This is a genomic window from Enterococcus sp. DIV1767 (assembly GCF_050542585.1).
GTDB lineage: Bacteria > Bacillota > Bacilli > Lactobacillales > Enterococcaceae > Enterococcus_D > Enterococcus_D innesii.
In genome coordinates this window covers 380,522-405,471 of the sequence record NZ_CP172936.1, presented here as the reverse complement: position 1 = coordinate 405,471, position 24,950 = coordinate 380,522, and the positions used below count along the sequence as shown (strand labels likewise).

Sequence of the window (24,950 nt, the reverse complement as noted above, 5' to 3'; positions counted from 1 at the left end):
GGGGAAGATAGGCGTTGGATTGCCGCTAAAGGCTTTAACCGCAAACAGCTGCTGCTGGAGTTGCAGCTAAGATCTGAGTGCCCAAACGGTCGACACGATCCGTGATACAAACAGAGGCGACCCCAGCTTTCAACGCTTTTTCGGCGCTTTTTAGTTTGGGCAACATGCCGCCTGTGACTACTTCTTCGGTGATCAGTTGGGGGATCTCTTCAAAAGGAACAACTGATAACCACTTGCTTTCTTGTTTGATGCCAGGAACATCCGTCAACAAATACAGCTTTTCGGCTTGCAAGCTGGCAGCAACCTGACACGCTACTTCATCGGCATTGATGTTCAGCCATTGACCCTCTGGGGTAATTCCTAGCGGTGCCAAAATCGGAACATGTTTTTTCTCTGTCAAGAGCTGTAGGAAAGCAGCGTTGATTTGTTGAACTTTCCCTACTTGCCCTAATTTCTCCTCATCGATAACTTCTCCTTGAATCAGTTGGTCACAGCCAGCATTCAGTCCTACGGCATGGAAGCCGGCTTGCTGGAAAGCAGTCGTAATCAGCGGTTGAACTTGTCCCAGAAGGACCATTCTAGTTACTTCAAGCGTCTGGGGATCGGTCACACGCAGGCCGTCTTTGATCGTGACTGTCAACGCCATTTTCTCCATCATTTCTGAGATGTAGTGACCGCCGCCATGGACGATGACCACTTTTTTGCCCGCAGCTTGCCAATCTGCTATAGTCTCAAAGAATGACGGGGTTAAATTGTCTGAGGCGACACCGCCGATTTTTACTACGATCGTTTCCATCTACTCGCTCCTTTTTGTCTAGTACCTGATTTCTTTCAGGTATGATATAGTGCGTTGATTTTCACATAGTCATACGTCAGATCACAGCCCCAAGCGGTGCCAACACCTGCCCCTTCTTTCAGCTCAACAGCGACTTTGACTTCATTTTCCGCCAACTGTTCTTGCATGATGGTTTCGTCAAAAGCTACCGGTGTCCCTTGGACAAAGACGGGAATGTCGGCTAATGCGATCGATACCGTTGCTGGATCGATGGGTTGCCCACTATAACCCACTGCACATAAGATACGCCCCCAGTTTGGGTCTTTGCCAAAGAGGGCTGTTTTGACCAGCGGCGAACCGACGATGGTTTTGCTGATCATCCGGGCTGCTTCATCCGTCACCGCTCCACTCGTGTGAGCTTCGATCAATTTGCTGGCGCCTTCTCCATCCTTCGCAATTGCTTTGGCTAGTGCGGTCAGAACTGCTTTGAGCATCCCTTTAAACTCCTGATAAGCTGGCGTATCGGCTTCGATCGTTGGATTTTTGGCTAACCCGTTGGCTAAAACTATCACCATATCATTGGTGGATGTATCGCCATCGACCGTGATTTGATTGAAGGTAACGTCGGTCAATTCTTTCAGCAGTGCTTGCAAGAGTGCTGGAGCGATCGCCGCATCCGTCGTAACAAAGGCCAGCATCGTAGCCATATTGGGATGGATCATACCAGACCCTTTGGCACAGCCCGCAACAGTCACCGTTTTGTCAGCGATCGTTGATTGGATGACACTGCTTTTTTCAGTCAGATCCGTCGTCAAAATCGCTCTTTGAAATCGGTGGGCATCCCCTTGCCTGTTTAGTTGCTGAATCCCTGCAGTGATTTTTTCCATCGGTAAGCTCTTACCAATGATCCCGGTGGAGGCTACCGCAAAGGCTTCGGGACTCGTATGTAGCTGGGCTGCTGCCAATTCTGCCATCTCTTGTGCATCTTTTAAACCTTGCTCCCCGGTACAAGCATTGGCATTGCCCGCATTGACGATCACGCCCTGCAAGTTGCCTGCTTGCATTTTTTCCTTTGTAACGAGAATGGGTGCCGCTTGTACTTGATTGGTGGTAAAGACTGCCGCAGCACTGGCTGGCACTTCAGAGACGATCCAACCAAGATCGACTTTCTCTTTCTTCAGACCGCAATGCAGACCGTCGGCAAAAAAACCTTTGGGGGTTGCGATCGTTCCTTCGATTTCTTTCATTTTCTTTCCTCCTACTGCCACCTTTTTGCGGATTGTCCACTGGCTGACACGAGGATCCTCACGTGTCTGTTGGCTATTTTATGGGTATAACGGAGCTTGCATAAGACCGGTCGTTTCTGGTATCCCTGCCCATCGATTGAAGTTTTGGATCGCTTGGCCAGCAGCCCCTTTGCCTAAATTATCGATCACTGTGACAACGGTCAACACTTGGGTCAGCGGATTGAAACTTATGCCAATGTCACAAAAATTCGTTCCCGTCACTTGCCGCAGCTCGGGCAGCTTTCCTAACGGTTGCACTCGGACAAACGGATGGTCTTGATACGTTTTTACGTACTGCTCATAGATGTCCTCTTGCGAAATCGCGTCTTTGATAGGCGCATAAAGCGTCATAAAGATCCCTCTTTTGACAGGCAGTAAGCTGGTAGAAAATTGGATCGGCGGCATTGCCTGATCCCATTGCTGAAACTGCTGCATGATCTCAGGAATATGCTGATGCTGATTTGGCTTATACATCGTCATGTTATCCGCAGCGGTTGCAAAGTGACTGCTGTCGGTCAATTTCTTACCAGCACCCGACAAGCCCGACTTGCCATCAAAAATCAACGTACCGCTGAATAGTTTTTGCTGAACCAACGGCGCAGCCGCTAAAATGGCAGCAGTCGCATAACAGCCTGGATTGGCGATCAAATTGCCAGGAGTCGTTGCAAACTCAGGCAGCGAATAGGTCGCTTGTACCAACAACTCGGTAGGTGCAGCTTCTTGGTGATACCATTTTTGATAGCTATCCCGATCCTTCAATCGCAGATCACCAGAAAGGTCAATCACTGGAAAGTCATTTGCGACAAAAGTCGCTGCGAGTTCTTTGCTGATTCCAGCAGGAGTCGCAAAAAACACGAGTTGATTTTCCTTTTGGATTTTTTCTGCATCAAAAGGTTCGATCAGCTGCTCTGTCAGTCCAATTAAATGAGGATACAAAACTGATGAATTTTCATGCATAGAATGACTATGCAAGGTGCCCACCTCCAATTGGGGATGCTGCTGGATCAAACGAATCAATTCAATTCCGGTATACCCTGTTACACCAACGATTGCTGCCTTCAAACACGTCACTCCTCAAAAGAATTTACTTAAGATTATAAGAAACTCCCATCGCTCTGTCAATGATTATTTATAAAACTATTCAAAATAAATTCGCTGTTATTCGGTTTTTATAAGAAAAAATGTCCAAAAAATCTATTTTTATACAATTATGCTAAGATCGCTTGTAAAATCGCCAATGCTGCTTTCGTTTCCTCTTGCGAGATCGTTAAGGGTGGGAGCAAGCGCAAAACCTTGGTACCCGCCTTTAATGCGAGGAGGCCTTGGTTCCGCAATTGGGTCAACACGGATTGCAAGCTTTCCGAATCGGCTAATTCGATACCGATCATCAGTCCTTTCCCACGTATCGCCTGCACCTTAGATAGTCCTTGCAATCCGTCGAAAAACTGCTGCTGACGCAATTGAACATTGACTTGAATGTCCTCTTCTTGCAACACACTACAAACGGCACTAGCAGCGGCCATCGCTAATTTATTGCCACCAAAGGTCGAACCGTGACTACCGGGTCCAAAAGCCGTTTGCAAGTGGCTTTTGCCTAGCATCGCTCCGACAGGGATCCCGTTACCAAGCCCTTTTGCTACGGTAAAAAGATCAGGTTCAATGCCATATCCTTCAAAAGCAAACAGTGTTCCTGTCCGTCCCATCCCGGTTTGGATCTCATCCACCACTAGCAGTGCTCCCTGCTCCTGACAAAGGGCTGCCACCGCTTGGACCCATGCCACCTCAGCAGGGATCACGCCGCCTTCGCCTTGGATCAATTCTAAAAACACGGCTGCCGTCTGTTCATCTAAAACGGCTTGCAATGCCTCAAGATCATTAAACGGTACATAAACCATCTCTGGTACTAACGGTCCAAACCCATCATGGATACTGCTTTGCCCAGTCAAAGACATCGCGCCAAAAGTCCGACCATGGAAAGATTGTTCAAAACTAATAACCTTACTACGTCCCGTCGCTTTGCGAGCCAGCTTTAAAGCAGCTTCGTTCGCCTCAGCGCCGCTATTACAAAAATAAGCCAGATACGGCTCGTCTGATGCGTTCTTTTGATTTTGGGTCAGCTTTTGGGCAACTTCTTCTTGCAGCTGGCTATCATACAAATTCGGCACATGCCAAATCTGCTCTGCTTGTGCCATCAAAGCAGCTTGCACTTTGGGATGTCCATAACCAAGATTGACGACCCCGATACCGCTTGTTAAATCTAAATATTGGTTACCTTGCGAATCTACGACATAGCTGCCGCTGCCTTGCTGGATATCGATGGGCAAACGGCTGTAATTAGGAAAAAGATGACTCATTGGTTTCACTCCTTCTCTTGGTTTATTCGAAATTATGTATTAATATACATTTTAATCCAGTTAATTGCAATAATTATTTAAAATAAAGCGGCAAAAATTCATAAAAAAAAGAAAGCAGTGACAATCACTGCTTTCTTTCAGTCAACCTTTGGCGGTCTGTTTATTATCATTTGGGGAAGAATTTCTTTCATTACAAACAGTGGATCACGCCACTTCTTCTGAAAATTGACTGTTATACAGGTCTGCATAGAAACCGTTTTGTGCCATCAATTCTTCATGATTTCCAGTCTCAACAATAGACCCGTGATTCATCACGATAATATTGTCAGCATCACGAATCGTAGATAGACGGTGAGCAACCACAAAGCTGGTCCGATTTTCTAACAAACGACCCATTGCTTTTTGGATCAAAATCTCTGTCCGCGTATCGACACTAGAAGTTGCCTCATCCAAAATCAAGACATCTGGATCCGCTAAGAAGGCACGAGCGATTGTGATCAGCTGACGTTGACCTTGGGAGATATTGCTGGCTTCTTCATTCAAGACCGTATCATAGCCTTCTGGCAATTTGCGAACAAAATCATCCACATGGGCAGCTTTCGCCGCAGCAATCACTTGTTCTTTGGTCGCTTTTTCATTTCCATAATGAATGTTGTCATAGATGGAGCCGGTAAACAACCACGTATCTTGCAGCACCATCGAGATATTACTACGCAACTCATCACGAGTCAAGTCTCGAGTATCTTTGCCATCGTAACGAATGCTGCCGCCAGAAACATCATAGAAACGTTCCAAGAGATTGATCAGCGTGGTTTTCCCAGCGCCAGTTGGTCCTACGATAGCCACCATCTCACCAGCTTTGACATCCAGATTAAAATCGGTCATCAATAATTTGTCTGGGGCATAACCAAATTGAACATGATCGAAACGAACTTTGTATTCACTGTCTTCCACTGGTAAACCAGAAGGCTCATCATTCATTTCTTCTTCATCCAAGACTTCAAAGACCCGTTCGGCAGATGCAACGGTTGATTGGATGGTGTTTAGCAAGCTAGCGATTTGAGTGATCGGTTGGGAGAATTGATTGGTGTATTGCAAGAATGCTTGCACATCCCCTAACGTCATGTTCCCATTCGCCACTTTGATCCCACCAAGGACAGCCACGAAGACATAGCCTAAGTTTTTAATGAAGTTCATCAAGGGCATAATGATCGCTGAAATAAATTGGGCTTTCCAACCAGCGGAATACAGACGGTCATTTTCTTCTTCAAAAACGACTTGATCGGCGGCTTCATGGTTGAAAGTTTTGACAACTGTGTGACCGCCGTAAGTTTCTTCGACTTGGTCATTGAGCAATCCTAAACTTTTTTGTTGTGCCGCAAAGAATTTTTGCGATTTTGGTGCGACGATCATCACGACGATCAAGCTTAAAGGAACCGTTGCTAAAGCAACCAAAGTCAGTTGCCAACTGATCGTCAGCATCATCCACAAAACCCCGATAAAGGTCACGACACTCGTAATAAATTGGGTTAAGTTTTGTTGCAAGGTACTTGCGATATTATCCATATCATTGATCGCCCGTGACATGATATCCCCATTCGAGTGAGTATCATAGTATGAGATCGGCAAGCGGTTCATTTTTTCATCTAAGTCACGACGCAGCTCATAAACCGTTCGTTGCGAGACACGAGTCATAATAAACTGTTGTAGAAAGTTGAAGACGGCTGAAATCACATACATGCCGATCGCAATCAAAATGATTTGACCAACTTTCTCAAAATCGATAGGAAATTCTGTCACCTGTTGGCCGGCTTGCATCTGTTGTGCACCGATCATGACACCTTTAAAAATTTCAGTGGTCGCTTCCCCTAAAATTTTCGGTGTTTGGATTTGGAAGATCACGGCTGCGATCGCTAAAACGAAGACGGCAATGATAGCGATAGAGCGTTTCGACATGTAACCGAAAAGCCGTTTGACCGTTCCCCAAAAGTTTTTGGCTTTTGGTCCTTTGGCACCGATGTTACGGCCCGGACCGCCACCCATTGGTCCGCCACGGTGTTGTGTTGTTGTTTTCTTTTCACTCATGCAAGATCCTCCTCTCTCAATTGTGAAGAAACGATTTCTTGGTAGGTTTCATTGTCTACCATTAATGATTCATGGGTTCCTTTTCCTACGAGTTGTCCTTCATCCAATACTAAAATCGTATCGGCATCCATGACGGTGCTGACCCGTTGGGCAACCACGACCATAATGCTGTCTTGCATGTCGCGTTTCAGCGCTGCACGTAAGTTGGCATCGGTTTTGAAGTCCAATGCGGAGAAGGAATCATCAAAGACATAGACATCTGCTTGTTTCACTAACGCACGAGCGATTGCTAAACGTTGACGTTGTCCACCAGAGAAGTTGCCGCCACCTTGTTCTACACGGCTATCTAAGCCATCTGCCAGTTCGGAGACAAAATCTTTGGCTTGGGCGATCTCTAAGGCTTGCCAGATTTCTTCGTCTGTCGCATCAGGTTTTCCGTATTTCATATTTTCACGAATGGTACCGGAAAACAGTACCGCTTTTTGTGGAACAAAGCCCACGACTTCTCGTAGATTGTGCTGGGTAACTTCTGCAATATTGACCCCATTGATTTTGATTGCACCAGACTCCACATCGTACAAACGAGGCAAGAGATTGACTAAGGTCGTTTTTCCTGAGCCCGTCCCACCGATGATGGCAACAAAATCACCAGATTTTGCTTGAAAATCGATATCTTCCAACGCCAATTTCTCAGCGCCTTGGTAGCGATACGCCACATGGTCAAAGGCCAAGGTTGCTTGATCCCCTTGTAAGCTCAATGTCGCTGGTGTTTTGGGATCGAGAATTTCATCTTCTTCATTTAAGACTTCGTTGATCCGGTCAGCCGAAGCTTGGGCTCTTGGCACCATCACGAAGATCATGGACAGCATCATAAAGCTGATCAAAATTTGCATTGCATAGGTCATAAACGCAATCAAGTTTCCGACTTCTAAGGTCATTTCTGCAATATAATGACCGCCAAACCACGTGATGGCAATGTTCGTCCCACTCATGATCAACGTCATCAATGGCATCATCAAGGCCACGATGGTATTTACTTTAATCGCGGTGTGGGTGTAATCTTTGTTGGCTTCATCAAAGCGGTTTGCTTCATAATCCGTTTTGTCAAATGCCCGAATGACCCGGACCCCCGTCAAGCCTTCACGAAAGACTAAGTTCAAACGGTCGGTTTTCTTTTGCATACTTTTGAATAAAGGAACGGCAAAATACATAATACCGCCGACCAATACCAGCATGATAGGAATAACGACTAAAAAGATTCGTGTTAATTGGGCATCTTTTTGATAGGCCAAGAAACTCGCCCCAATCAGTGTGATCGGTGCATTGATCATCATACGTAAAAACATTTGCGTCACCATTTGAATTTGGTTGACGTCGTTGGTGGTCCGTGTGATCAATGATGCGGTCCCGAATTTATCGAAAGAACGAGAAGAAAAATTCTCAACTTTTTGGTAAATGTCCGAACGTAGTTTTTGTCCTAATTTTTGTGATTCTCTTGTTGCGAAATACGTATTTCCTAAAGCGGCGATGATACTGATTAATGAAAAGCCGATCATGTAAAAGCCGGTTTTCCAAATGTAATCAATGTCGCCTGTCGCCACCCCATTGTTGATAATATTGGAAGTCAATGTCGGTAGATACAAATCAGAAACGACTTGGATCACCATAAACACCACTGCCATGATGATGGAAATGACGGATACGCGTTTTATCAGCTTAATCATAGGTTTCCCCTCTTTCTTTTTTTGCGCCCTCTCTTAACCAGCGGACTTTACTGTTGAAATCAGCAATCGCTTCGGCAGGATCATAGTCTGGATCAAACGCTGATTGGCGATAGGCTTCGGCAATCGTCGAAAAGACGGTATGCATCAGCAGCTGGATCAGCATTTTCAACTCATGGTCGTCTTTGACTTTCAATAAATCTTTGTCGATCTCTGACAAAAAGATGGCTTGCTGCTTCTGCCGATCGGCTTTGTGTTCTTGATGCATCTTGTGCTGCATCTCGGGCACGACTTTATGGAAGGAACGATAATCCATACTCATAAATAAATTGCGGTAAAAGTTTGCATTTTTGCCTTTAAAAACTTCGGCGATCATCCGTGAAAAGTACCATTCGAACCCCGCAAATAAATCCCCATTTTCATGTTGGATCGATTTCAGCAGGTCACGCTGACTATTTTTTTTCAACGTATGGAAATAATAGTAGTAAAGATCTTCTTTGTTTTCGAAGTATTGGTAAAAACTCCCCCGAGGAATTTCGGCATCTTTGATGATGTTGGCGATCGAGGCGTCTTTCAAAGGCAGCCTGGAAAATTCTTTTTTCGCCGCATTTAAAATGCGCTTTTGTTTTTCCGGCGGCAAGTGAAAAAATGTATCTGTCGGCATCACAAGCATCTCCTTTCTAATTAAAATAAATCACAGCTCTCAATATGACACGATGTCATATGACACTGTGTCATTATACACCCTTCACCAGAGAATGCAAGAATTTAAATTTGACTTTTTTATGAAGGAATCGATTCTGGTCTTTTTATAAAAGGCGTTATTTGAAAAGAAATCATAAATGAAATTTCTGAAAACAAAAAAACTTCGTTTCCCTGATGGAAAACGAAGGTTGCTATTTTTTCATTCTGCCTATTATAAATAACGTTCATTTTTTCTTTCGGCGCCATAAAATCAAGAAAACGATCAACAGCAGGATGATACCTGCGATCAATAAGGTATAGCTTGGCGCTTCATTGGTTTTAGGTAATGTTTTTTCGCCATCGGCAGTAGCGTTGGCCTCTTTCGAAGAAGTCGTTGTCGCTGTTTCTTGAGCGGTCGTCGATGTTGCGGTCGCTTCTTCAGTCGTACTCGTTTGCGTGCCTGTAGGCAGATACATGGAATCATTTGCCGCTTGAATGATATAAGAGATCCGTCCTGGAACAAAGGCACCTGGATCGACTTGCATCTCTTGTTCCATCTGATTCAAATTGGTTAAAATCGAAATCATCCATTCGTTGGAAACGGCTTGATTCAAATGTAAAAAGACTCCGTCTGCTGGATAGACGACCCGTAAATATTCCTGCAACTGATCCACGACAGGAATCAAGTCAGCAAAACTGGCGTAGCTATTCGCATCAAAAGCCAGTTGTGGCTCAATGGCTTCCCAGGATAACGTCTGATCAACAAACAAGGCACCGATGATTTTTGCCAAGTAAGCAATATCAAAGCCCATCGCATCACTAGAATAACGTAGTGCTAGGCGATTGCCATTGATCAATTCTTCATCTGTCAACTGGTCCAACTGTTCTTGGGTAAATGCGGTCACACTGCCTTCAGTGATCCCTTGAGTTAAGGCACTACGTAGCGAACTAGGTTCATCAGCTAACGTGTTGATCTCATTGACGTTTTGCGTCCCTGTCTCTGCTTGGATCGAGGCAATAACGGCTTCGGAATCGACTGGCTCTTGATTCTCGTCAGCTCTAGTTTCTGAAGTAGCGGATTGATCCGTTTCTTGGTCTTCCGCTGTACTTTCTTGGGCAGAATTTTGGATCTGCTCACTATCTGTTTGCCCTTCTGATGAAAGCGTCTCGCTAACGGCAACCGGATTGTCACTTCCACTCGTAGCCGTTTCATCTGCATGAACCATCAATGGTGAAAATGCCAGCGTCATTAGTCCGAACCAAATTATTTTTTTCATCGTCATTGCCTCCTCGAATGGGATTTCTCCCTTTGTAACGAAACTGTAACATAAAGACCTCGTTTCCGCAATCAATTTAGTAACTTCTTAAAAAAAACCTCTATCTTTATCAGATAGAGGTTTTACCATTATTTTATCGTTGCCACATGCATGACTGCTTGACCTGCTTTTGTTTCCGCGATCGGTAACAGTTCAACGTTGGCTGCTTGGTCCATATTGGTGATAATCACGAGCATCTCAGTAGCTTTGCCTTTGGCTGTCAACTGCGCCAAATCGACTTGGGCAACTTGGGTGGCTGGTGTCACGGCTTGGCCTTCCTCCACCAGGATCTCAAAAGGTGCTCCTTGCAATTCGACGGTGTCGACCCCCATGTGCAGCAGAATCTCTAGCCCGCTGGCAGTCTTGATCCCCAATGCATGTTTCGTTGGAAAAATCGTCGTGATCGTCCCTGCTGCTGGTGCAAAGATCGCCCCATTGTCTGGCAAGACAAAATACCCGTCGCCCATCATTTTTTGCGAAAATACCGGATCACTTGATGCACTGATCGATTTTGTCGTACCTGTTGCTACTGCGTATAAGGGGGTATCGATCGTTGTTGCTGATGAATTTGCTGCCGTTTCCTTTGCCGCCGTTTTACTCGTTTCTTTTGGTTGCGATTGCACGGAAGTGACGGTTGCAGCTGATTTTGCCTCCTCTGCCTCGCTTTCTTTGACTGCTTCTAAGCGATCTTTCGGAATCCCAAAGAAGTAGGTGGCAACGAAGCCGCCAGCATAGCCTGCTAACAAGCCGAAAATATAGCCCATCCAACGGCCGTTGGCAATCAATGGAATCAAAGCTAACCCTGATGGTCCAATCGCCGTTGCGCCGATATTTGTCAAAGCGCCAATGACCGCACCACCGATCCCACCACCAATACAAGCAGTGATAAATGGTCGACCTAATGGCAATGTCACTCCGTAGATCAATGGTTCGCCGATGCCTAAAATCCCAACTGGCAATGCACCTTTGATCATTTCAGAAAGCTCTTTGTCTTTACGTAGTCGTACCCATAAGGCTAAAGCTGCTCCGACTTGACCGGCACCAGCCATGGCTAAAATCGGTAATAATTGCGTGCTGCCTGTTGCCTCGATCATTTGGATGTGGATCGGGGTCAAAATTTGATGCAAACCAAACATGACCATTGGTAGGAAGGCCGCCCCTAAGACAAACCCAGAAAAAGCCCCGCCCACATTCAAGACCCAAGTGATCGAACCGACTAAGCTGTCAGAGATCAGGCCGGCCAATGGCATGATCAAAAAAATCTCCGTCAAACCGATGATCAACAAACACAACGTCGGGGTCACGATAATATCGATCGCTTCAGGAATCACTCGATGCAGCACTGCCTCTAATTTCGCCAAAAGCCATACAGCGAAGATCACACCGATGATCCCCCCTTGGTTGGCAGCTAACGCTTCGCCAGTGAACAAGTTTTGGATCGGGGCTTCTGGGTTCATACCTGTCAGCAAGATGATCGAACCGATCACTCCACCAAGGGTTGGATTGGCTTTAAAGACCTGCGCAGCATTGACCCCAGTAAAGATCGCTAAATAGGTGAACATCCCATTTCTGAGGACGTTTAAAATCATGACATAATAATTCCAAGTGTCTCCATCTAATCGCCCAGCCGTGATCATGTTGGTCAGAACGGAGGCGATCCCTGCAACGAGTCCTGCACCAACGAAGGCTGGAATCATTGGAACAAAGATATTTGAAATGTCTTTCAGCAGCGACTTCAATGGTGATGATTTTTGTTTGGCTTTTTGGGCTGCTTTCATTTCTGCCGTTTTTTCTGATAACGCCTCTTTGCCTGATTTTTGTTGCGGGATCTCTTGCCCTAAATCAACACCGGCTTTTGCCACCATTGCGTTGGCTACTTTGTTGACTTTCCCTGGTCCGATAATGACTTGCAGCTGCTCGTCATTGACGACCCCCATCACACCGGGAATCTCTTTTAACCCTTGTTGATCGACCTTGTCGTGGTCGCGGACGGTCATTCGTACGCGAGTCATACAGTGATTGACTGTTTCTACGTTGTCCATTCCGCCGGCTTCTTGAAAAATCTTCTCCGCTAACTCTTCTACCGTCAGTGTTTCTTTTGCCATTACTTTTCTCCTCCTAACGCCGTTTTGACAAACCCTTGTGCCGTGGCAAGTTTTGCTTGTGCTTCGTCTTTCGTGCTATCCGTCAACAGCATCACGATCGCCAATTTGACATTCTGATCTGCTTCTTCAAATGCCGCGGCGGCTGTTTCATAATCAGCTTCAGTTGCCTGCATGATGATCCGTTTTGAGCGTTCTACCAATTTTTCGTTGGTCGCTTTTACGTCGACCATCAAATTATTGTAGACTTTGCCGATCCCTACCATTGATAACGTCGAGATCATATTCAAAATCAATTTTTGGGCCGTCCCAGATTTCAAACGAGTCGAACCCGTCAAAAACTCTGGGCCACAATCGACTTCGATTGGAAAGCTGGCATGTTGAGAGATCTCCGCATCTTTGTTACAAGCGATCGTAGCCGTTGTGGCACCAAGCTCATTGGCGTAATCAAGAGCCCCAATCACGTAAGGAGTTCTACCACTGGCAGCGATCCCGATCACCATGTCATTTGGATTCAACTTCAGATCGACAAGGTCTTGTTTCCCTAGCGTTAAGGAGTCTTCTGCTCCTTCGACAGCGACCGTCATCGCTTCTTCGCCACCGGCGATCAGACCAACCACCATCTCAGGTGATACCCCAAAGGTTGGGACACATTCGGCCGCATCCAAGACGCCTAATCGACCACTCGTACCAGCGCCAAGATAAATCAAGCGTCCGCCTTTTTTAAAAGCAGCGATAGTTTGTTCAATGACTTTTTCAATACTAGGAATTTCTTTTTCCACTGCATAGGCAACTTTTTGATCTTCTTGGTTCATTTTTTTGCACGCTTCTAAAATCGTCATTTCATCTAAATTGCTCGTTTCGCTATTGCGTCGTTCAGTCGTTAATTTGTCTAAATTGATTTTATTCATTGGAATCATCTCTTTCTAATTTAAATCGCATCCCTGCTTTGATTTGTTGGATCAAAGGCAGATCGGCTGGTATCACCTGAGCGGCGAGGTTGACTTTGGGGTCTGCAGGCAATGATCGTTTGCACACTTGAATCTCTCCCATATAGCGCAAGTACTCTTGGTTATCGATCGTCACAGCACCCATTGGCCGCTCTCGACTAAGTTCAGGTTTGACTTCTGGAATGGCATTGAAACGGGCATCGGCGCTACGCAAGACATCTCGAGCTTCATCGTAACGATTTTGGTGATTCCCTAGTACGTGTTCAAAGTAAGTCGAACCAAGATCTTTGACCCGCAAAACGATCCGCGCTTCTTGCAGATACGTCGCAAACTGCTGCGCACTTTTTGCAGAAACCATCCCATCACCGATGTAAACAGCATCAACTGAGCCGGTAGCCAACAAGTCGATCGCTGCGGCAAACGGCGACCAGTTGCGGTGTCTTTCCAGTGTGGGTAATCCTTGAAATAACGGTCCGCGTTTCTTGGCATCTCCTGGAACAAAGGCTTGGACAAAAAAGCCTTGTGCTTTCAACCAGCGGTTCTTCTCCTGAAACCAGTCAGCATCCAGTCCCGTTTCTGGTCGAGGGTAATAATTGTGCCAAGCTTCCAATCGAGTAAAATCGGCTCCATACGCCTGCAGCTCTCGAATGTCTTTTTCCGTTAATGTACTGGCATTCAAACTGATGGTCATTTCCTTTGAAAAAGCAGCGATTTGCTGATTGTCGATGGCATAGTCCATTCGTAAACCAGTGACACCGATCTCCCTTAGTTCCGCCAGCTTGTCGATGGAAAAGCCCGCTTCTGCTAAGGCGTTTCCAGAAATATCTACCATTAAAGACAGCTGATGGTCTTTTGCGAAACCTCCCAAGTCCGTCAGACGCTGCCGATAGGTACTGCGATCGTCTTCTGGTATGTGCATGGAGGTGAAAATCCCTTTAAAGCCTGATGCCATCGCAGTCATCTGCTCAAGTTCTGCTGCCGTCAAGTCTTCGTTCATAAATACAGAAAAGCCGAACATCTCTTTGCCTCCTTGGTGAGTCACTTTCGTGATACCGTTTTCTATAAAAGCATTATAACTGATTCTTTTCTCGTTCGCAACTATATTTCATAATTAAATCATGTATATAGAAATATTGTTTCATTTAATAAGAAAGCTTTACCCTTTAAACTTTCTTATGCCCTTCTTTCTACAGTTATGGTACACTTTATTAGGAACGAAACTTGCTTTCGTCATTTTTACATAGTAGGAGGAATCACATCATCAATGATTACAATGGATGATATTATTCGCGAAGGCAATCCAACCTTGCGTGAAGTAGCAAAAGAAGTACCTTTTCCTTTAAGCGAAGAAGATATCGCACTGGGAAAAGAAATGATGACCTTTTTAGAAAACAGCCAAGACCCAGTCAAGGCAGAAGAACTTGAATTAAGAGGCGGCGTTGGTCTAGCAGCTCCTCAATTAGATATTTCAAAACGAATCACAGCGGTCCTCGTCCCTAGCAGCGACCCAGAAAAAACTGAACCTGATTTTAAAGATGTTCTATACAATCCCAAAATTTTAAGTCATTCCGTGCAAGAAGCTTGTCTGGGTGAAGGCGAGGGCTGTCTCTCCGTGGACCGTGAAGTGCCCGGCTACGTGGTGCGCCATGCCCGGATCACGATCAGCTATTACGACATTAACGGCAAAAAGAAAAAAGTTCGTTTGAAGAACTATCCTGCAATCGTCGTTCAGCATGAGATCGATCATTTGAACGGGGTCATGTTCTACGATCATATCAATCAGCAAAATCCTTTTTCATTAAAAGAAGGCATTTTAGTCATCGACTAACAAAAAAAGTCTCTACCGACATTTTGCGGCAGAGACTTTTTTTCTTCTATATTATTGAGTATCCTCTGGATATCTTCTTTCACAATTTTGGCATTAATTGCCTTTCGCTAAACTTTCTTGATGATCGGCTTTGATTTTTTCTAATAACGCCGGTTGCTCAAAAAGATCTAACGCTGTCAGGGCTAAAAGTTCCGCCGCGATAGCGATCGACTGCAAGCCTTTTTCACTCTTAGCAGCGGCTTTGAATTCTTCCGAATGCCCCGCAATGTAGTCATCTGAAATCGAAACGGTGGGTTGGATCGTCGGGATCACTTGACTGACATTGCCGACATCAGAAGAACCAAGACTTGCTTTTGCTTCCGTATCGATCTCATCGGCAGGTACGCCCGCTTCTTGGGCATGGGCGAAGAAAATCTCATCAAAACTTGGTGTCACGATCACATCATCGACGGAGTTTTGGAACAAGCCGAATTCATAGGTCGCTCCCGTAGCTAAAGCGGCTCCTTTGACGATGTTTTCGACTTTCTCATAGACATCATTCAAGGTTGCTCGATTGGCTGCTCGTAAATAAAAGCGACCGGCTGCATATTCTGGCACGACATTGGCTGCTACGCCGCCATCGGTGATCACACCATGAATATTGACGTCTTTTGGTAAGTGCAGGCGCAACCCATTGATCCCGTTAAAGACTTGCAACAATGCTTCTAACGCGTTGATGCCTTTTTCTGGTGCTGCTGCCGCATGGGAAGCTCGACCATAGAACTTAATATCCACTGGATCATTGGCTAATGACGCTGTCGTTTTGCCATAGCGATGGGCTGGATGGACACAAAGAGCGGCATCGACATCATTGAAGAACCCTTCACGGACAAAACTACCTTTAGCGGAACCATTTTCTCCACCTTCTTCTCCTGGCGTCCCATAGACTCGAATCTCCCCGCCTAGCTCATCGATGAAAGGTTGTAGAGCACTGGCAGCTAAGACGGAATAAGTCCCGAAGAGATTGTGTCCGCAGGCATGACCGATGCCAGGTAACGCATCGTACTCAGCTAAAAAGGCAATCGTCGGACCAGGTTTCCCACTGACATAGCGGGCATCAAAGCCGGTGCGATGGCCTGCCACATCCTTTTTGACAGCAAAGCCTTCTTTTTCTAATTGGGCGATCAGGGCATCGGCTGAATAAAACTCATAGTTGCTGACTTCTGGGTGATTATGGATATCTAATGCCAAGGCTTGATAAGCGGCTAAACGCTCTTGGATAAATGGTTTAATCGTTGCTTTTGTAATAGTTGCTGTTGTCATAATCAAATCTCTCCTTTTTATACATGTTTTTTCAATTTTATATCAAATTACGTGGTACTTATTTCGCCCCAAAGGTTTCCCAAGCAGGAACACTTGATCCTTTTGACGTTTCCTCGATGACTTTTTTCGTATCCTCTGTTTGGTAAGCAGCGACCACTTTTTGGTATACTTCATTGTCTTCATCTTCTTTACGGGCGGCAATGATGTTGACGTAAGGACGGGCCGTTTCATCAACAGGCTCTAAAAAGATCGCATCTTCGGTTGGTACAAATCCTGCATCTACCGCCATGCCGCTATTGATGACCGAAACATCGACATCGGAAAGTGCCCGAGCGGTTTGCGCTGCATCAAGTTCTGAAATTTCTAAGTTCAAACGGTTTTCTGTAATATCCGCGACCGTTGGTGTTTGTCCGGCTGCTTCATCCACTTTGATCAATCCAGCTGATTGTAACAAAAGCAATGCCCGACCACCATTGGTCACATCATTAGGGATCGCAACTTTAGCTCCTTCAGCCAAGTCGTTGACATCCGTCACTTTGTCGGAATAAATACCTAATGGCGCATTGACTGTATTGCCGATCGATACGAGATCAGTACCAAATTCTTCATTATAGTTGTCCAAGAAAAATTGGTGTTGGAATGAATTGAGGTCGATGGAACCATCAGCCAAGGCTGCGTTGGGTTGGTTGTAATCAGAAAATTGGACATATTCTAAATTGATGCCTTCGTCTTTCAAACGATCTTTGACATCATCCCAGACATCGGTGTCTGCACCAATCACCCCTAATTTCACCGTGACTTCTTCTTGATCATTGGCTGCGGCACTGCCATTGTTTCCGCATCCTGTAATAAATAATAATGCTGCCCCTAAGACGATTGATTGTACGAATTTTTTCATTTTTTCTTCCTCCATAGACTTGCTTGTTTTTTTATTTGTACGTAAGTGGTGGTCAGTGTGATACTCGTTTAATGAGTAGGTTGCTGACAAATTGACTGATAAAAACGAATACTAAGATGATCAAGGTCGCCATGATCGTAACATCGGTCTGGAATCGGTTGTACCCGCGGGTGATGGCTAAGTTTCCTAAACCGCCAGCGCCGACTGCTCCTGCCATGGCGGTCAATCCGATCACATTGATCACGGTCAATGCAGAGACCCGAATAATTCCCGCCACGCCTTCTGGCAAATAGACCCGAAAAATGATACCGAAAGGACTGGTGCCCATCGCTTCAGCTGCCTCCACGACACCGGGGTCAACTTCTAGCAAGGCAATCTCGATCTGCCGAGCAAAGAAAGGAATGATCCCAGCAATCAGAGGAACCAATGCTGCTGTTTCGCCGATGGTCGTTCCGACAAGGAATCTGGTAAAGGTTCCTAGTAACGTCAATAAGATAATGAAAGGGATCGAGCGCACCACATTGATGACTTTATCGAGAAATTCAAAGAGCGGTCGATTTTCTAAAATCCCATTCGGTCGAGTCACTACCAAAACGATCCCTAACAAGATGCCTAAGATGCCCGCGATCAAAGAGGTCCAAAAAACCATATACAAGGTTTGGATCGTTGCTGTCACAAATTCATCTTGGATCGCAACAACATTGGGAAAATATCTTTCTAATAAGGCAGCCATCTAAAATCCTCCTTTAATTACATTGTTTAATGGTTCTGCATGATTTTCTTTTAAAATATTGGTGTAAACCCCTTGAGACTTCAAATATTCTAAGGCATGTTTACGCTGTTGGTATTCGCCGGATAAGCTAACGACTAAGCTGCCGATCGGCACTTCTTGCAAGATCTCCACGTTGCCGTAAAGAATATTGGTGGTCACTTTGTAGCGGCTGTACAATTGGGCGATCAGTGGTTCATTGGTTTGATCCCCCACATAGGACAGCTCCACCAGCCATTCGTTCGGTGCCAAGGAAGAAAATTTCGAACTGCCAAGGATCGTTTCTAAGGCTTGGTCGATGTGTGTCGCCGTTCGGATGAAATCTTTGGTCAAAGGTTTTTCTGGTTGGCTGAAAATCTGAACGCTTGAGCCTTGCTCGATGACTTCGCCGTCTTCCATCACTGCCACTTTGTTGCAGATTTCTTTGACGACCTGCATTTCATGGGTAATGATCACGATGGTCAAACCGAGAGTCCGATTTAATTTTTTCAACAAAGCCAATATCTGTAAGGTCGTTTTCGGATCAAGGGCGCTAGTTGCCTCATCACACAACAAGATCTCTGGATCATTTGCCAAAGCTCTGGCGATGGCGACCCGCTGTTTTTGTCCTCCAGATAGTTGGCTAGGAAACGCTTGGGCTTTTTCTTCCAATCCAACAAGCGCCAGCAGCTCGGTAACTTTTTGATGACGTTCCTGTTTGGACCGTCCCCCATATTTCAAGGAAAAATCCACGTTATCAAAAACATTGCGACTGTCCATCAAGTTGAAGTGCTGAAAGATCATTCCGATCGTTTTCCGTTTTTCTCGCAGAGCTTTCGCCGAAAGCGTGGTCAGCTCCGTGCCATTGACGACGACGCTGCCGCTGCTTGGTCGCTGCAATAAGTTGATTACACGGACGAGTGTACTTTTCCCGGCGCCTGAGTAACCCACGATGCCGTACACGTCCCCTTTGTCGATCTCGATCGATACGTTTTTGACCGCTTGGATCGCGGGTTTCTTTGGTTGATTGAATGTTACTGATATGTCTTTTAATGAAATCATCGTCTTCCCCCTAGTTCTTGTCTTTTTCAATAAAAAAAGGCATCCTCAAACAAGTCACCTGTGACTTGTTTGAGGACGCCTTTTTGCGTGTTACCACCTCAGTTTAAGCTGTACTCGCATACAGCTCCTTTTCGAGTACGATCATACTCTAGCCAGATAACGGTCGCTACCGTCGTCGCCTTGCAAACTACTGCTCGGAACGAATCACTCCTTGGCCATTTTCTAAAAGTCGTTTGATGCTTCTTTTCAGCTACCGAAGCTCTCTGTTGAAAAAACGTGCTTTTGTACTTACCAATTCTTCGTGTGTGGTGCTATTTGATTTTTGGTATAAAAAAAGTCCTTTTACCAGCGTTTGCTAGTAAAAGGACGAATACTCGTGTTACCACCTTTTGTTTAGAAGGTTTCCCTTCCCTCAACCCAACGTCTAGCCGTGCTAGAGATTGGTGCACTTTGTAACGGTAGTGCGTATCCGTGATTGCCTACTTATCGACAATCAATCCTCCAAGGCCATTTTTCATCGCTTCTGACTTGACTCTTTCCACCAACCAGAGTCTCTCTTTAAAGTATCCGCGGTTACTTTCCTTCTCAACAGATTCATTATTCTTGTTGAGTTGTACTTTACTGGAAAATGAACGCCTTGTCAACAAAAAATCACAATTTTTTCATCTGAGGATTTGCCAAGACTTCCGCATAGCGTCCTTGCCAGATCATTTCGTACCAATCAATGATTTCAGCTGCTGATCGTCCTCGGCTTGGATACGTCGTTGTGGCTTGGGCATACACGACGTTTTGATAACCCAGACCATGCGCGAATTTGATCGTGCCATCAAGGCAATATTCCGTCTGAGCACCAGCAAATTCGATACTACGCACTTGGTTTATCTGTAAGACCGCTTGTAGATCTGTTTGAAAAAAACTATTGGCGTGTTTTTTTCGAATCAAACGATCCGTTGGTTCATAGGCCAATGCTGGGTGCAGTTGCCATGCTTTGCTGCCGTAGGGCAACGTCTCCTCTTCATGCTGAACAAAAATAACTGGTTTTTCTTCTTTACGATATCGTTGGATTCGTTGGTTGACGAACAGCAATAATTCCGACAAATGGTCAATTGTTTGGTCATTTGTTTGACAGACCCCATTTTGCAAGTCAATGATCAATAAGACATCTTGCATCACTTCACTCCTCAATTTTGGTAGAGCATGCCTTTTTCTGCTAACTGTTGTTTGGCTTTTTCCAAAGCCGCAGGATCGGCGTAACGCAACGTATGCAAGTGTACCCCGTTGGTTAAATCTGAGAGCAAGCGGGCCTCTGCATGTTTGGTTTTGTTGATGAAATCAGTCACGTCTTGGTCTGTTTGGATCTGCAAATTGCCAGTGATCTCTCCATAGATCTCATGCTCAACGATGACATCGACCACTTCCACACCACAAGCGACAAAGATACGCAATTCTTCTTCCGTTTGTTCAGGTCGATGCTGTACCGCTAGCTTACTGACATGTCCTGCCTCATCCAACAGCGCTTGCAGCCGATACCCACGAGCCGTAGCCACAATTGCTTCACCAGCTGCTCGCAATAAGGCAATGTCCCCAACGATGATTTGACGGCTGACTCCGAGGGATTCTGCCAGTTTGCTGGCACTGATCGCTTTGTCCGCTTGCTTCAATGCCGCTAAAATGTTTTCTCGACGTGTTGCTCCATCCATACTCATTCCTCCAATTGATTCTCTTGATAGGTTTTTGAGTGGTTCATAATTGATTGAAACATAGCCAAAATCGTTTCTTCGTAGGCTTGATTAGAAATTGCCTGCCGAATGTTTTCCAGCACTTTCTCTTCACGATTTTCATCTAATACCGGCAGTTGACTGCTTTTCTTCAATTGCACGATTTCGTTGACCGTGCTCATACGTTTTTCCAAAAGATGCGTGAGTTGCCAATCAATGTCATCGATCGCTGCCCGCTGAACAGCCAAGGGATCTTGCTGGTTGTTTTCTTCTTCTAAGTCGATCGTCTTGATGACCCGTGCCGGATTTCCCGCTAGCACAACATTGTCTGGGAATGATTTTGTGACCACACTGCCAGCCCCCACCACGACATTGTTTCCTAAGCGCACCCCCGGCAAAATCGTAGCCGCACCACCGATCCATGCGTTATCGCCAATCACGATCGGTGCCCCTAATTCTAAGCCGCTGTTGCGCTTGACTGGATGTAATGGATGCGTCGCCGTAAACAACCGAACATTGGGTGCCAGCATACAGTTGTCGCCAAAGGTAATGGGACAAACATCTAATAGCACACAGTCGTAGTTAGCATAGAAGTTTTTGCCGACAGAAATATTGTAGCCATAATCAAAACGGACATTCGGTTCGATATAGATTCGACCAGTCACAGAGCCGAAAGTTTCTTTTAGTAACTGCTCTTTGATTTTTGTATCAGTTTCTTGGTTGATCAGGTTCATTTGTTCACGGGCATATTTTCGATCTGCCACCAATTCTGGATCTGGGGAAAAGTACAATTCGCCAGCAATCATTTTCTCTTTTTCGGTACGTTGTGTCATATCATAAACTCCTTCATTCAATTTTCTGGAAAAACGTTTCGGCTGCTGCTGTCAACATGCCATATTCATTCGGAATCGCCAATGGTTCCTTATTGATGACCAACACCTGCTGGCTGTAATCGACTAGCCCTGCAAAAGGATAGACTTGCAGCGAAGTCCCCACGACCATCGTCAGGTCGGCTTGAGCAACGGCTTGAATGGCTCCTTCAATGGTTTCATCCGTAAATCCTTCCCCATAAAGCACGATCGCTGGCCGGACCTGACCGCCACATCCTGCATGGTGCCAGTCCTGCAAATATGCTTGCCAAGGTACCGGATTGCCGCATTTTCGGCAATAACAGTTGTACAAGGAGCCGTGGAAATCGATTCTTTGGTGACTCCCTGCTTTTTCATGCAGTCCATCGATGTTTTGTGAAACGACCCAGACGGTTTTCTTCGCTTGTAGCGCAGCCATTTTTTGATGAATGATGTTCGGCTGGGCCTGAGGATGGTAGAGGTGCTTGACGAACTGATAAAATGTTTCCGGTTCGTTTTCTAAACAGTCATGGCTTAACAAATACTCTGGCTGGGCCACTCCTTGATAGACCCCTTTTAAGGAACGGTAATCAGGAATGCCCGATGGGGTCGAAACACCGGCACCCGTCAAAAAGGTCACGGATGATGCGGCGGTGACCGTTGCGATTGCTTGCTCAATAGATACCTTCATCGTTCTAACTTCCTTTATGGCTTTTCTCTTATTCTAACCGAAAAAGAACCGTTTTTGCGAAAAATCAGCCATTTTCTTTTTTAAAAGCAACTAATGCTTTTTCGTGCGGAATTGCTTATAATAGATGCAATAAATACAAGGAGACTGGGAAAACCAAATGAAAATTTTGATTATCGAAGACAACAATGAGATCAGCGAAATGTTGGCTACTATTTTAGCAGCTGACTATACCGTCCAGCAAGCCTATTCAGGTACGGAAGGTCTGCTGCTTTTTCAGCAAGATGCTTTCGACTTGATTTTGCTAGATCGAATGCTCCCCGGTAAAGATGGGACACAAGTCTTGCAAGAAATTCGCCAAACCTCCACGGTCCCCGTCATTATCTTGACTGCCTTAGATGAACCAGCCGATGTTTCCACCCTTTTGCTGGCGGGTGCCAATGATTACTTGACCAAACCCTTCAATGTCGAAGAATTAAAGGCCCGTATCATTGTTCAATTGCGCACAAATAAACAAACCCCTCCAGTTGCCAGCAACCACTCGTATAAAAACATTCAACTGTTGCCTGACTCGTTTCAGCTGCAACGAGGAGAGGCAACGGTTCAGTTAAAGAAAAAGGAGTTTGAGATTTTTTCCCTGCTCTTAGCCAACCCCAAAAAAGTTTATACGAAAGAAATGCTCTATGAAGCGGTTTGGCAAGAACCTTACTACGGTGAAGAAAACACGATCAATGTCCATATCAGCCATTTACGCAGCAAAATCAAAACACTCGATCCAGATGAAGCGTATATTGATACTGTCTGGGGCATCGGCGTCAAGCTAGCTTAAAAAGGAGGAACCTCATGCATATACTTCAGTTTTTCGCCGCTCTGATCGTTGTGTTATTGTTGGGCTATTGGTTTTTCTTACTATATGATCTAAAAAAGTACCACCAGCAATTAACAAGAATCAGCGAAATCGAAACAAATCAAGAGATCCATTTGCAGACCCGCGTCCCCGCTTTAAAAGCGATCGCCTTGTTAAACAATCAGATACTTAGAAAAAATAAGCAGCAGCACTATCAAATGCTGCAAGAAAACCAGCAGTTGGAACAAGCCATTCAAAATATCTCTCACGACTTGCGCACACCTTTAACGGTCGCCAGCGGCTACACACAACTGCTGCAAGCCGATACGACCCTCACCCCGCAACAACTACAGCTGCTGGATAAAGTCAGCAGCAACCTAGAAAAAGTCGAAAATCATCTGGAACAGTTATTGACCTATCAGCGTCTCAAAGACAATCAACTGGCTTTGACTTTGGAAGAATTCGATCTTTCTCGTTTATTGGAAGAAGAACTGCTCCAGCTCTATCCTTCATTCGAAGCGCAACAGTTGCCGTTAACGGTGACGATCCAACCCAACATCATGATCATTTCGGATAAAAAAAGCTGGCAACGAATTTTCCAAAATGTCCTTGGCAATTTACTGGAACATGGCAGTGAGACCGGAGCGATCCGCTTGAATCAGCAAGGAGATCGCGTTGTTTTCCAACAGGAAAATCAGCTGAAGGCACCGATCCAGTACCCAGAAAAATTGACCCACCGCTTTTATACGGAAGACCTTTCGCGGCATAAACAGCAAGCCGGACTTGGTCTGTATATCATCGCGGCATTGACTCATGCATTAGACGGCAAGATCCAATTGGATACAACCGAAGAGACGTTTCGTTTGACTTTGATTTGGCAGCAGTCCGTTGAATCCTACTAACTCATGGCTATACACAAAAAACACCCAATCGCTCGACCTTCACTAGTCGATACGGTTGGGCGTTTTTCTGCTCTTACAATTCTTGTCTCTTAAACACCAGATGCGCAGCCAAAAGACAAAGTAGCAAACTGATCAGACTCCCAATAAAAATTGGTTGGACTGTTTCCCATGTTTGGAAAGTAGTCATGGTCACCATCTCTAACCCACCTTGAAAGTCCAAGTATTCTAAAAACTTCCAGTCGGGTAAAGAGATTCGGGCAATCGCAAAGGCCATCGGAATAAAAATCGTCGCCAATACGCTGACTGCTGTATTTTTGGTTAAATACAGAACTAGCACTGCAAAAGAGGACGTCGCTAATAAAATCAGTACAAAACTAACGAAATAATACAACAAGTTTTCTATCTGTGAAAGGTCATTATAACCAATCCCCCCAATAACCGTTCCCGCTACAAAGCTCACCAAACAAATCGCAACGATCTGTAAGACCAGTACCAATGCATATACCAAGAATTTCCCAAAAAGATAAGCGGGTTTGGAGACACCAACGGTAATGATATTCTTCATGGTCCCTTTCGTGTACTCACTGCCTAAGACCTGCATCACCAATGGCAAGGAGTAATACAGCAACATGGAAGACAGACTGGTCTGGATCGCCAGAAAGCCAGTGATTTCTGTAAGGCCGCCTGCTGTTTGCGTACTATCCCCAAGAGTGACCCCCACACTACCATTAGAAACAACGGATAAAATCACCAACAATAAAATAATTCCTTCTGTGATCCAAAAACTTTTACTTCTTGATAAACGATACAAATCGGCTCGAATAAAATTCAACATC

At 45.3% G+C, this 24,950-nt stretch carries 23 protein-coding genes and 1 other annotated feature; of the genes, 3 read left to right on the top strand and 20 right to left on the bottom strand.

The genetic code is table 11. From position 1 onward, the window contains the following. Positions 1–34: 34 nt before the first annotated feature. The 11 genes from argB to IGI78_RS01925 form a co-directional block, all read right to left on the bottom strand. Positions 35–796: an acetylglutamate kinase gene (argB, locus tag IGI78_RS01975; RefSeq protein WP_142424165.1), complete on the bottom strand. Its 762-nt coding sequence runs from the start codon at positions 794–796 to the stop codon at positions 35–37. 35 nt (positions 797–831) lie between these two features. Beyond that, on the bottom strand, positions 832–2,022 hold the full coding sequence (argJ, locus tag IGI78_RS01970; protein WP_411415697.1) for a bifunctional glutamate N-acetyltransferase/amino-acid acetyltransferase ArgJ: 1,191 nt from the start codon (positions 2,020–2,022) through the stop codon (positions 832–834). Positions 2,023–2,100: 78 nt separating this feature from the next. After that, positions 2,101–3,123 carry an N-acetyl-gamma-glutamyl-phosphate reductase gene (gene argC, locus IGI78_RS01965; RefSeq protein ID WP_430618245.1) on the bottom strand — a complete coding sequence of 341 codons (1,023 nt, stop codon included), beginning with the start codon at positions 3,121–3,123 and terminating at the stop codon, positions 2,101–2,103. Positions 3,124–3,269: 146 nt separating this feature from the next. After that, positions 3,270–4,415 carry an acetylornithine transaminase gene (locus tag IGI78_RS01960; protein ID WP_194194941.1) on the bottom strand — a complete coding sequence of 382 codons (1,146 nt, stop codon included), beginning with the start codon at positions 4,413–4,415 and terminating at the stop codon, positions 3,270–3,272. Positions 4,416–4,619: 204 nt separating this feature from the next. After that, the gene (locus IGI78_RS01955) at positions 4,620–6,500 is read right to left on the bottom strand and encodes an ABC transporter ATP-binding protein (protein WP_086293873.1); all 1,881 of its coding nucleotides are present in this window, start codon (positions 6,498–6,500) and stop codon (positions 4,620–4,622) included. Beyond that, positions 6,497–8,224 (bottom strand): ABC transporter ATP-binding protein, encoded by a 1,728-nt coding sequence (locus IGI78_RS01950; protein WP_142962387.1) that lies wholly within the window; start codon positions 8,222–8,224, stop codon positions 6,497–6,499. The genes IGI78_RS01955 and IGI78_RS01950 overlap by 4 nt, the downstream gene beginning before the upstream one ends. Continuing rightward, complete coding sequence (locus IGI78_RS01945) at positions 8,217–8,885, bottom strand: TetR/AcrR family transcriptional regulator (protein WP_077453958.1); 669 nt, start codon at positions 8,883–8,885, stop codon at positions 8,217–8,219. The genes IGI78_RS01950 and IGI78_RS01945 overlap by 8 nt, the downstream gene beginning before the upstream one ends. Before the next feature lie 265 nt (positions 8,886–9,150). Beyond that, positions 9,151–10,182 (bottom strand): LPXTG cell wall anchor domain-containing protein, encoded by a 1,032-nt coding sequence (locus IGI78_RS01940; protein ID WP_252708231.1) that lies wholly within the window; start codon positions 10,180–10,182, stop codon positions 9,151–9,153. 128 nt (positions 10,183–10,310) lie between these two features. Then, positions 10,311–12,326: a glucose PTS transporter subunit IIA gene (locus IGI78_RS01935; protein WP_195265401.1), complete on the bottom strand. Its 2,016-nt coding sequence runs from the start codon at positions 12,324–12,326 to the stop codon at positions 10,311–10,313. Beyond that, positions 12,326–13,234, bottom strand: coding sequence for an N-acetylmuramic acid 6-phosphate etherase (gene murQ, locus IGI78_RS01930; RefSeq protein WP_269924134.1), 909 nt, complete (start codon positions 13,232–13,234; stop codon positions 12,326–12,328). The genes IGI78_RS01935 and murQ overlap by 1 nt, the downstream gene beginning before the upstream one ends. Further along, positions 13,227–14,291, bottom strand: coding sequence for a DUF871 domain-containing protein (locus tag IGI78_RS01925; RefSeq protein WP_195265405.1), 1,065 nt, complete (start codon positions 14,289–14,291; stop codon positions 13,227–13,229). Before IGI78_RS01925 ends, murQ begins: the two co-directional genes overlap by 8 nt. A gap of 246 nt (positions 14,292–14,537) precedes the next feature. Here IGI78_RS01925 and def point away from each other — a divergent pair, with 246 nt between their 5' ends. Beyond that, the gene (def, locus tag IGI78_RS01920; RefSeq protein ID WP_005227211.1) at positions 14,538–15,101 is read left to right on the top strand and encodes a peptide deformylase; all 564 of its coding nucleotides are present in this window, start codon (positions 14,538–14,540) and stop codon (positions 15,099–15,101) included. Positions 15,102–15,194: 93 nt separating this feature from the next. Here def and IGI78_RS01915 read toward each other — a convergent pair whose 3' ends face one another. The 8 genes from IGI78_RS01915 to IGI78_RS01880 form a co-directional block, all read right to left on the bottom strand. Further along, complete coding sequence (locus tag IGI78_RS01915) at positions 15,195–16,403, bottom strand: M20 family metallopeptidase (protein WP_081118270.1); 1,209 nt, start codon at positions 16,401–16,403, stop codon at positions 15,195–15,197. A 58-nt stretch (positions 16,404–16,461) separates the two neighbouring features. Then, positions 16,462–17,301: a MetQ/NlpA family ABC transporter substrate-binding protein gene (locus IGI78_RS01910; protein ID WP_081118269.1), complete on the bottom strand. Its 840-nt coding sequence runs from the start codon at positions 17,299–17,301 to the stop codon at positions 16,462–16,464. A gap of 52 nt (positions 17,302–17,353) precedes the next feature. Further along, entirely contained in the window at positions 17,354–18,034 is a 681-nt protein-coding gene (locus IGI78_RS01905) for a methionine ABC transporter permease (protein ID WP_010748680.1), read from the bottom strand. Then, a complete protein-coding gene (locus tag IGI78_RS01900) occupies positions 18,035–19,111 on the bottom strand; it encodes a methionine ABC transporter ATP-binding protein (RefSeq protein WP_086293864.1) in 1,077 nt (358 codons plus the stop codon). Between the two features lie 359 nt (positions 19,112–19,470). After that, positions 19,471–19,709: a binding site (T-box leader), on the bottom strand. A gap of 53 nt (positions 19,710–19,762) precedes the next feature. Then, complete coding sequence (locus IGI78_RS01895; protein ID WP_077453965.1) at positions 19,763–20,281, bottom strand: cysteine hydrolase family protein; 519 nt, start codon at positions 20,279–20,281, stop codon at positions 19,763–19,765. An 11-nt stretch (positions 20,282–20,292) separates the two neighbouring features. Further along, on the bottom strand, positions 20,293–20,817 hold the full coding sequence (locus IGI78_RS01890; protein ID WP_077453966.1) for a transcription repressor NadR: 525 nt from the start codon (positions 20,815–20,817) through the stop codon (positions 20,293–20,295). Next, positions 20,814–21,662, bottom strand: a complete 849-nt coding sequence (locus tag IGI78_RS01885; protein WP_005227205.1) for a chorismate mutase — start codon at positions 21,660–21,662, stop codon at positions 20,814–20,816. Before IGI78_RS01885 ends, IGI78_RS01890 begins: the two co-directional genes overlap by 4 nt. 13 nt (positions 21,663–21,675) lie before the next feature. After that, a complete protein-coding gene (locus tag IGI78_RS01880) occupies positions 21,676–22,368 on the bottom strand; it encodes an NAD-dependent protein deacylase (protein WP_077453967.1) in 693 nt (230 codons plus the stop codon). Between the two features lie 157 nt (positions 22,369–22,525). Here IGI78_RS01880 and IGI78_RS01875 point away from each other — a divergent pair, with 157 nt between their 5' ends. Both IGI78_RS01875 and IGI78_RS01870 read left to right on the top strand, forming a co-directional pair. Further along, entirely contained in the window at positions 22,526–23,194 is a 669-nt protein-coding gene (locus IGI78_RS01875) for a response regulator transcription factor (protein ID WP_077453968.1), read from the top strand. 14 nt (positions 23,195–23,208) lie between these two features. After that, on the top strand, positions 23,209–24,114 hold the full coding sequence (locus IGI78_RS01870) for a sensor histidine kinase (RefSeq protein WP_195265407.1): 906 nt from the start codon (positions 23,209–23,211) through the stop codon (positions 24,112–24,114). Positions 24,115–24,187: 73 nt separating this feature from the next. On the opposite strand, the gene IGI78_RS01865 is transcribed toward IGI78_RS01870, so the two are convergent. After that, positions 24,188–24,949: an ABC transporter permease gene (locus tag IGI78_RS01865; RefSeq protein ID WP_195265409.1), complete on the bottom strand. Its 762-nt coding sequence runs from the start codon at positions 24,947–24,949 to the stop codon at positions 24,188–24,190. Between the last annotated feature and the right edge of the window lies 1 nt (position 24,950).

Coding starts and splice junctions, on each gene's coding strand:
- IGI78_RS01895 (WP_077453965.1), bottom strand. CDS start 20,281: ATGCAAGATGTCTTATTGATCATTGACTTGCAAAATGGGGTCTGTCAA.
- IGI78_RS01955 (WP_086293873.1), bottom strand. CDS start 6,500: ATGAGTGAAAAGAAAACAACAACACAACACCGTGGCGGACCAATGGGT.
- argB (WP_142424165.1), bottom strand. CDS start 796: ATGGAAACGATCGTAGTAAAAATCGGCGGTGTCGCCTCAGACAATTTA.
- IGI78_RS01935 (WP_195265401.1), bottom strand. CDS start 12,326: ATGGCAAAAGAAACACTGACGGTAGAAGAGTTAGCGGAGAAGATTTTT.
- IGI78_RS01885 (WP_005227205.1), bottom strand. CDS start 21,662: ATGACACAACGTACCGAAAAAGAGAAAATGATTGCTGGCGAATTGTAC.
- IGI78_RS01905 (WP_010748680.1), bottom strand. CDS start 18,034: ATGGCTGCCTTATTAGAAAGATATTTTCCCAATGTTGTTGCGATCCAA.
- IGI78_RS01910 (WP_081118269.1), bottom strand. CDS start 17,301: ATGAAAAAATTCGTACAATCAATCGTCTTAGGGGCAGCATTATTATTT.
- IGI78_RS01925 (WP_195265405.1), bottom strand. CDS start 14,291: ATGTTCGGCTTTTCTGTATTTATGAACGAAGACTTGACGGCAGCAGAA.
- IGI78_RS01890 (WP_077453966.1), bottom strand. CDS start 20,817: ATGAGTATGGATGGAGCAACACGTCGAGAAAACATTTTAGCGGCATTG.
- IGI78_RS01960 (WP_194194941.1), bottom strand. CDS start 4,415: ATGAGTCATCTTTTTCCTAATTACAGCCGTTTGCCCATCGATATCCAG.
- argJ (WP_411415697.1), bottom strand. CDS start 2,022: ATGAAAGAAATCGAAGGAACGATCGCAACCCCCAAAGGTTTTTTTGCC.
- IGI78_RS01900 (WP_086293864.1), bottom strand. CDS start 19,111: ATGATTTCATTAAAAGACATATCAGTAACATTCAATCAACCAAAGAAA.
- IGI78_RS01940 (WP_252708231.1), bottom strand. CDS start 10,182: ATGAAAAAAATAATTTGGTTCGGACTAATGACGCTGGCATTTTCACCA.
- IGI78_RS01915 (WP_081118270.1), bottom strand. CDS start 16,403: ATGACAACAGCAACTATTACAAAAGCAACGATTAAACCATTTATCCAA.
- IGI78_RS01950 (WP_142962387.1), bottom strand. CDS start 8,224: ATGATTAAGCTGATAAAACGCGTATCCGTCATTTCCATCATCATGGCA.
- murQ (WP_269924134.1), bottom strand. CDS start 13,234: ATGAATAAAATCAATTTAGACAAATTAACGACTGAACGACGCAATAGC.
- def (WP_005227211.1), top strand. CDS start 14,538: ATGATTACAATGGATGATATTATTCGCGAAGGCAATCCAACCTTGCGT.
- IGI78_RS01880 (WP_077453967.1), bottom strand. CDS start 22,368: ATGAAGGTATCTATTGAGCAAGCAATCGCAACGGTCACCGCCGCATCA.
- IGI78_RS01870 (WP_195265407.1), top strand. CDS start 23,209: ATGCATATACTTCAGTTTTTCGCCGCTCTGATCGTTGTGTTATTGTTG.
- IGI78_RS01945 (WP_077453958.1), bottom strand. CDS start 8,885: ATGCCGACAGATACATTTTTTCACTTGCCGCCGGAAAAACAAAAGCGC.
- IGI78_RS01875 (WP_077453968.1), top strand. CDS start 22,526: ATGAAAATTTTGATTATCGAAGACAACAATGAGATCAGCGAAATGTTG.
- IGI78_RS01865 (WP_195265409.1), bottom strand. CDS start 24,949: ATGTTGAATTTTATTCGAGCCGATTTGTATCGTTTATCAAGAAGTAAA.